Raw genomic sequence first — 1108 nt, 5'->3', positions numbered from 1 at the left:
GCCGCGCTCTCCCCGGCCCGCGTCGACGGCGTCCGCCCCGGCCGGTAGCGCCGGCCGTGCGCCTACGCCGGTCCGTGGCCGGGTGTCTGCTCGACCAGGGTGGCGGTGGCGCGGTCGAGGAAGGCGCAGAACAGGGCGTGCTCCTCGGGCGTGAAGCGGTCGGTGAGGGCGCGTTCCAGCACGATCACGTCCTGGTAGGCGCGCGCCAGGAGGTCGCGTCCCTCGGGGGTGAGCGTGGTGACCAGGACCTTGGCGTGCACGGGCGAGGGTCGCCGGTCGACCAGCCCCTTCTTCTGCATCCCGGCCAGGACGCCGGCCATGCTCTGCTGCGTGACGCCGCACGCGCGGGCCAGGCGGGCGCCGGACATGCCGTCCTCCCTGAGCAGCGCGAGCAGCGCCGTGTACCGGGTCATGGTCAGCCCGTAGCGGCGCAGCGCCGCCTCGTGGTGCCCGGACAGGGCCTGCTCCGCGCGACGGAGGCGGCTGCACAGGTGTTCCTCGACGGGCACGTCAACCATGTCACAACATCCTCAGTCGACTCAGGTACCTGATACCGAGTGGCTATCCGAGTATCAGGATACTGAGTCGACACAGGGACGTGCTTCCTTGAAGGCTCGTGACGGGGAGCGCTCGGGACCGAGGTCCGCGGACACCGGCGGCCCGACACCCGATGTGGTGACTCGCCGGACTCCCGGCGCACGGTGTGGCGGAGCCCGTCGCCCTGCGCGACCACGCACGCGGACGGGTGCGGTCGTCCAGGCCTATGTGGACGAACGATCACGCTTCTCGGGTGGTCTTCCGGCCGTCGGCGCGCGATGCTGGGTCGGATGGCTGTCCAGCGTGATCCCACCGGCTCGGCGCTGGCCGATGTCGTCGCCCGGCAACGCGACGAGATCGACCGGCTGCGCTCGGTCGCGCGCTGGCAGGCCGTGGTCGAGCAGGCCAAGGGCGTGCTCGCCGAACGGCTGTCGTGCCGGCCCGACGAGGCGTTCGAGGACATGGTCCGGCTCTCCCAGGCCACGGGCAGCGACCTGGTCGTCATCGCGGCGGGCGTGCTGGGCGTGGCACCGCCGCCACCGGGTCCGCGCCCGATCGACGCCGACGCCGC

At 72.7% G+C, this 1108-nt stretch carries 2 protein-coding genes; one reads left to right on the top strand and one right to left on the bottom strand.

What is annotated here, in order from left to right; translation table 11 throughout:
• Positions 1-62: 62 nt before the first annotated feature.
• On the bottom strand, positions 63-518 hold the full coding sequence (locus AB0G02_RS41770) for a MarR family transcriptional regulator (RefSeq protein ID WP_360806588.1): 456 nt from the start codon (positions 516-518) through the stop codon (positions 63-65).
• 309 nt (positions 519-827) lie between these two features.
• Here AB0G02_RS41770 and AB0G02_RS41765 point away from each other — a divergent pair.
• Positions 828-1108 (top strand): ANTAR domain-containing protein (locus AB0G02_RS41765; RefSeq protein ID WP_360806585.1); only part of this gene is annotated, 281 nt, incomplete at its 3' end.

This window comes from Actinosynnema sp. NPDC023658 (assembly GCF_040639995.1).
Taxonomy (GTDB): Bacteria; Actinomycetota; Actinomycetes; order Mycobacteriales; family Pseudonocardiaceae; genus Actinosynnema.
This window is presented reverse-complemented; position numbering and strand designations above follow the sequence as displayed.